The 6,560-nt window shown below is 66.2% G+C and carries 5 protein-coding genes and 1 riboswitch; of the genes, 2 read left to right on the forward strand and 3 right to left on the reverse strand.

The features are described from left to right. Positions 1-50: 50 nt before the first annotated feature. On the reverse strand, positions 51-1,892 hold the full coding sequence (gene thiC, locus ACPYOD_RS13435; RefSeq protein ID WP_481302235.1) for a phosphomethylpyrimidine synthase ThiC: 1,842 nt from the start codon (positions 1,890-1,892) through the stop codon (positions 51-53). Positions 1,893-1,965: 73 nt separating this feature from the next. Continuing rightward, positions 1,966-2,065, reverse strand: a riboswitch (TPP riboswitch). Positions 2,066-2,095: 30 nt separating this feature from the next. Next, positions 2,096-2,761 carry a TetR/AcrR family transcriptional regulator gene (locus tag ACPYOD_RS13440; protein ID WP_481302236.1) on the reverse strand — a complete coding sequence of 222 codons (666 nt, stop codon included), beginning with the start codon at positions 2,759-2,761 and terminating at the stop codon, positions 2,096-2,098. Between the two features lie 324 nt (positions 2,762-3,085). Here ACPYOD_RS13440 and ACPYOD_RS13445 point away from each other — a divergent pair, with 324 nt between their 5' ends. After that, positions 3,086-3,745, forward strand: a complete 660-nt coding sequence (locus tag ACPYOD_RS13445) for a protein-L-isoaspartate O-methyltransferase family protein (protein WP_481302237.1) — start codon at positions 3,086-3,088, stop codon at positions 3,743-3,745. Between the two features lie 34 nt (positions 3,746-3,779). After that, entirely contained in the window at positions 3,780-5,180 is a 1,401-nt protein-coding gene (locus ACPYOD_RS13450) for a TolC family outer membrane protein (protein WP_481302238.1), read from the forward strand. A 92-nt stretch (positions 5,181-5,272) separates the two neighbouring features. Here ACPYOD_RS13450 and waaA read toward each other — a convergent pair whose 3' ends face one another. After that, complete coding sequence (gene waaA, locus ACPYOD_RS13455) at positions 5,273-6,544, reverse strand: lipid IV(A) 3-deoxy-D-manno-octulosonic acid transferase (RefSeq protein ID WP_481302240.1); 1,272 nt, start codon at positions 6,542-6,544, stop codon at positions 5,273-5,275. Between the last annotated feature and the right edge of the window lie 16 nt (positions 6,545-6,560).

Here is a 6,560-nt window from a genome sequence, read left to right on the forward strand (position 1 = left end):
GATGCTCGCGGCAAGACCGTTCGCGCGCCAGCGCGCTTCCCACATTGAGTTCAAGCCTTCCGGTAAACCTCGCCACCCTGCTCCCGGAACTCCAATGCCTTTCCCTCCATCCCCTCCGCAAAATCCCGCACCTCCTGCGTGATCTTCATCGAGCAGAACTTCGGTCCGCACATGGAGCAGAAGTGCGCCGACTTGTGCGCTTCCTTCGGCATCGTCTCGTCATGGAATTCCCGTGCCTTCTCGGGATCGAGCCCAAGGTTGAACTGATCGTCCCAGCGAAACTCGAAACGGGCCTTCGACAACGCGTTGTCGCGCACCTGCGCGCCAGGATGCCCCTTCGCCAGATCGGCCGCGTGCGCGGCGATCTTGTAGGCGACGATGCCATCGCGCACGTCCTGGCGATTGGGCAGGCCAAGATGTTCCTTCGGCGTCACATAGCAGAGCATGGCCGTGCCGAACCAGCCGATCATCGCGGCGCCGATGGCGCTGGTGATGTGGTCGTAGCCGGGAGCGATGTCGGTCGTGAGCGGCCCGAGCGTATAGAACGGCGCCTCATGGCACTTTTCCAGCTGCCGCTCCATGTTCTCCTTGATGAGCTGCATGGGCACGTGTCCCGGCCCTTCGATCATGCATTGCACGTCGTGCTTCCATGCCACTTTCGTCAGCTCGCCCAGGGTGTCGAGTTCGCCGAACTGCGCCGCGTCGTTCGCGTCGGCGACGCATCCTGGCCGCAGGCCGTCGCCCAGGCTGAAGGACACGTCGTAGGCCTTCATGATCTCGCAGATGTCCTCGAAATGCGTGTAGAGGAAATTCTCGCGATGGTGCGCCAGGCACCACTTCGCCATGATGGACCCGCCGCGCGACACGATGCCCGTAATACGTTTCGCCGTGAGCGGCACGAAGCGGAGGAGCACGCCAGCGTGGATGGTGAAATAGTCCACGCCCTGTTCCGCCTGCTCGATGAGCGTGTCGCGGAAGATCTCCCAGGTCAGTTCCTCGGCGACACCGCCTACCTTCTCCAATGCCTGGTAGATGGGCACGGTGCCGATGGGCACCGGAGCGTTGCGTACGATCCACTCCCGTGTCTCGTGGATGTGCTTGCCGGTGGAAAGGTCCATGACGGTGTCTGCGCCCCAGCGGATCGCCCACACGAGCTTCTCCACTTCTTCCGCGATGCCGGAACTCACCGCGCTGTTCCCTATGTTGGCGTTGACCTTGGTAAGGAAACGCCGGCCGATGATCATAGGCTCGGCTTCGGGATGGTTGATGTTGGCGGGAATGATGGCGCGGCCGCGCGCCACTTCGTCGCGCACGAACTCCGGCGTGATGCGCGCAGGCAATGCCGCACCGAACGCCTCCCCGGGATGCTGCGCACGGAGGACCGCATCGGCCAGCGCATCGATCCGCTGATTCTCGCGAATGGCGACGAATTCCATTTCCGGCGTGACGATGCCGCGCCGGGCGTAATGCATCTGCGTGACGTTCGCGCCGCCGCGGGCACGCAGCGGCTGGCGCGTTCCGCCGAAGCGTATGGCGTCGAGGCGCGCGTCGTTCGCCCTGCCCCTTCCAAAGCTCGACGACAAGCCATCCAGCCGCTCGACGTCTCCGCGTTCGGCGATCCATGCGGCGCGCAGGGCCGGCAGGCCGGCCGCGAGATCCACGGTGTGCGAGGGGTCGGTATAGGGCCCGGACGTGTCATAGACCACGATCGGCGGATTCGCTTCGCCGCCGAAGAGCGTGGGTGTGGCGGATTGCGCGATCTCGCGCATCGGCACGCGCAGGCCCGGACGGCTGCCGGTCACATGGACCTTGCGCGAACCGGAGATCGGTGCGGTAACTGACTGGGACAGCTCGCGCGCGGCGCGGGCCAGATCGGAGGGCATGGCGTTCATCGGCTTCTCGTTCCTCAGGGGGAAGGGAGAAGCGGACGGCGCCGTCACGGGACACGGCATGCGCGTACGCATGCCGATCGTGGACGAAGCTTCCTACGCCGGTACGGACCGGATCAGGTTCGAAGGGACTCTCTCAGCCCGCGCGTTTCGCTTGGGCACCCCCGCTTCGCGACGGATTAAAGCACGAAGCGGGTGCGAGCGGGTCAGACGTTGACGTTGCGCGGGGAATACGCGCGCATGAACATGTCGACCGCGGCCAGCGCGTTGGCCTTCACCTCTTCCGCGAACTGCACGGCGCAGTCTTCGCAACCGAACAGGCGGCGGATCAGCAGGTCGCCCTTGAGCAGGGCGAGGAACTGCGTGGTGGCGCGCGATACGTCGGGGATGTCGAGTTGGCCGCGTGCGGCGGCACCCTCGAGCAGCCGCTGCATCAGCTTGTGCATGCGCACCGGGCCCTCTTCCCAGACGAGCCGTCCGAAGCGCGGATTGCCGCCGTTGTGGCAGTCGGAAAGGATGGCGCGGAACGTGCCCACCGACTCGGTGTTCGTTTCCATCGCCGCGTGGCGGCTGGCGATGTTGGTGAGCGTGGCGCGGATGTCGGCGCCCTGGCTGAAGTCGAACAGGTCGTCCGGCAGGCGCTCCTGCACGTGCGCGCGGATCACCTCGCGGAAGAGGTTGTCCTTGTCACCGAAGTGGCTGTACACCGTGAGCTTGGACACGCCGGCCGAAGCCGCGACGGCGTCCATGCTGGTGCCGGCAAAGCCGCCCTGCGTGAAGAGCGCCTTGGCGGCGTCCAGGATGGCCGCGCGCTTTTCCATGTCCTTCGGACGCCCGGGTCCCTGGGTCTTGAGTTTCGGGCTGGCGTTCATGGCTGCACCTTCACAAACAGAGATTATGACTTTATTATACGCGTCGGTTCAGTTATTTCCAGCAGGGTTCTGACCGTCCGGGCTACCTTAGAATGGTAAATGGGGATGCAGCGGCGGTTACCCCATGGGATCGGGGGTTCACCACCCAGGTCGTTCAGGTACCTGAGGCCATTCGGCGAAGGGCATGACTTCCGTCAGTCCAGTCCGGTGACTTCCGGCACTTCGTCCCGGAGCCCCGGCACCGCAGCCTCTAGCTATTGGGAAACCGGGCGCTAAGCGCTTATCCTTCCGAATCTTTTTGCAGCTTTCGTACGGAATACAACCATGGCGATGAATTTCGAGCAGGCCCGGCAGAACATGGTCGAGAACCAGGTGCGTCCCTGGGAGGTTCTCGACGCCGACGTCCTCGAGACCCTGAAAAGCGTGCGCCGCGAGGACTTCGTCGCTCCCGAGCACCGCAACGTGGCCTTCGCCGACCTCACCCTGCCCTTGGGACATGGCGAGGTGATGATGAAGCCGGTGATCGAAGGCCGCGTGCTCCAGGCCGTCGCGCTTAACAAGGTGGACGAGGTCCTGGAAATCGGCACAGGCTCGGGCTACCTCACGGCATGCCTCGCCCGGCTCGCCGGCAAGGTCACCAGCATCGACATGCACGCCGACTTCGTCGAGGCCGCCCGTGCGCGCCTGGCGGCTGCCGGCGTGGCGAACGTGAAGCTCGAAACCGCCGAGGCGGTCAACGGCTACACGCCCGCGGGCGTTTTCGACGCCGTCGTGGTCACGGGCGCCGTGCACAACGTTCCCGAGAAGTTCGTGCGCTGGCTGAAGCCCGGCGGACGCATGTTCGTGGTACGCGGCGATTCGCCCGCGCAGACGGCTGTCCTGCTGACCCACGAGGGCGAGGGACGGTATCGCGAGGAATCGCTGTTCGAAACGGACCTTCCGTACCTGGCGCATGCCGCGCCGGTGAAGCGGTTCGTGCTCTGACCCACCCGCTATCCTTCACTTACAAGGCGAAACCATGCGCTTGAAGCTGCTCACTGTCGCGCTGGCATTGGCCGCGATGCCTTTCGCGAGCCATGCGGAAGACCTGCTCGACGCCTACCGCCAGGCCCGGGCCAACGACCCGGTGCTGTCGCAGGCCGACTCCACCCGTCTCGCCACGGGTGAGGGCGTGACGCAGGCGCGTGCCCTGCTGCTGCCGCAGATCAATGCCCAGCTCAGCCTCAACCAGAGCGATCCGAACGGTCCGTCGCGGTCGATCGTCACCGATGCCGCGGGCAACCCGGTGGTCGACGGGGCCGGCAATCCGGTGCTCACCGGCGACGCCGGTCACACCCGCACCCGCGACGTGAGCGCCACGATCAGCCAGAGCGTGCTCGATCTCAGCCGCTATGCCGACCTGAAGGCGGCCAAGTCGTCGTCGCAGGCCCAGGACGCCACGTACGAGGCCGCCCTGCAGCAGCTGGCCACCCGTGTGGCGACGGCGTACTTCCAGGTGCTGACCAACGACGACGCCCTCACCTTCGCGAAGGCCAACGAGCAGGCCCTGGCTCGCCAGCTCGAGCAGGCCCAGCAGCGTTTCGATGTCGGCCTGGCCGCCATCACCGACGTGCAGGACGCCAAGGCCCAGCACGACACCGCGGTGGCCGCCGTGATCACGGCCGAGAACACCCTCGCCGATTCGCGCGAAGCGCTCACCCAGATCACCGGCAAGCCGGCCGACAACCTGAAGAAGCTGCGCGAAGACCTGCCGATGGACGCGCCGTCGCCGAACGACCCGAAGGCCTGGGTCGCCGAAGCGGTGAAGAGCAACCCGACGATCGTCGCCTCGCAGTACAACGTCGATTCGGCCGAGCACAGCATTTCCTCGGCACGGGCCGGCCACCTGCCGACCATCGATGCCACCGTCGGCTACAGCAAGACCACGGCGTGGACGCAGAACGCCGGCACCGCCAGTACCGCCGGCACGCTTGGCAGCGGCAGCAACGGCCGTGGCGGCACCACCGTGGGCCTCACGCTGAACGTGCCGATCTTCTCCGGCGGCGCCACGCAGTCGCGCGTTCGCCAGTCGATCTACCAGCGCGACGCCGCGCAGGATTCCCTGGAAGCCACCCGCCGCCAGGTCGTCCGCGACACGCTGAACTTCTATCGTTCGGTCGTGGCCGGCATCAGCAAGGTGGAGGCCACCAAGGCCGCCGTCGAGTCCTCCGAGAGCGCCCGCGACGCTACGCAGGCTGGCTTCGAAGTCGGTACGCGCACCATCGTCGACGTGCTGCTCGCGCAGCAGAACCTCACCCAGGCGCTCAGCGACTACTCGCAGGCCCGTCACCAGTTCATCCTCGACAAGCTGCTGCTGAAGCAGACGGCCGGCACGGTGGACGTGAAGGATCTCGAGGCCATCAACGCGCTGCTGCAGTAACGGCGGAAGCTTCGCCGACGAAAAACGGGCCCTTGCGGGCCCGTTTTTTTTGCCGTGCGCTGCCGCATCGGCGGGCGAAGAAGGCGCGCGGGCTATTCCTGCAACAACCTGTCCACGAGCTTCATCACCTTCCCCACCGACCCCCGCTCGCTGTCGAAGACGTGGCGCGCGCGGGCTCCCATGGCCTCGCGGCGCTCACGGTCCCGCAACAGCGACAGCACCTGTCCACCCAGTTCGGTCTCGTCCTTCACTCGCTGGCCGCCGCCTTCGTCGATCAGGGCCTGCGTGATCTCCTCGAAGTTGAAGGTGTGCGGGCCCACCAGCACGGGTTTGCACAGGGCTGCCGGCTCCAGCACGTTGTGGCCGCCGATGGGCACGAGGCTGCCGCCGACGAAGGCCACGTCGGCCGAGGCGAAAAAGCGCAGCAACTCGCCCATGGAGTCGATGACGAAACATTGCGTCGAGTGGCCCGGCGCGCCGTCGGCGCTGCGCGTGGCCACGTTGAAACCGAGACTGCGCACCGAGGACTCCACCGCCTTGAAGCGCTCCGGATGGCGCGGCGCGATGAGCAGCAGCGCATCGGGCAGACGACGCATCACGTCGAGGTGCGCCTCGAGCACACACATCTCTTCGCCTTCGTGCGTGCTGGCGGCGATCCATACCGGACGACCCGTGCCCCACGCGTTGCGCATGGCCGTGCCGGCTTCCAACGCTGCCTGGGGCACCGGCATGTCGAACTTGAGGTTGCCGCAGACGGTTAGCTGGCTGGGCTCGGCGCCGAGCAGGCGGTAGCGGGCGGCGTCCGTTCGCGATTGCGCCGCGATGTGGCTCACGCAGCGCAGCGCGCGCTTCACCAGGGAGCTCATCCGCGCATAGCCGCGCAGCGAGCGCTCGGAAAGACGCGCATTGGCGATCAGCAGCGGGATGCCGTGCTTGCGGCAGGCGAAGTAGAGGTTGGGCCAGATCTCGGTTTCGACGATCACGGCCAGACGCGGACGCGTGTTGCGCAGGAAACGCTTCACCGCGAACGGCAGGTCGTAGGGAAGATAGACGCTGTGCACGCTGTCGCCAAACAACTGACGGACGCGCTCGGAACCGGTGGGTGTCACCGTGGTCACCAACATCGGTGCCTGCGGGTACGCCTCCATCAACGCCTTCACCAGTGGCTCGGCCGCGTTCACCTCGCCCACGGACACCGCATGCACCCATAGGCAGCCCGCCAGGCGCGGCTCTCTGAACCGGCCGAACCGTTCGCGCCAGCGCACGTGGTAGTCGCCATAGCGCATGCCCCGCGCCATGAGGCGGAGCATCACCAAGGGCGTGAACAGGTACATGGCGAGGTTGTAGAGCAGGCGCAGGAGCACGCGGATCCCTGGATTT

The sequence above is a fragment of the Luteibacter sp. HAY1-4A genome (assembly GCF_056755355.1).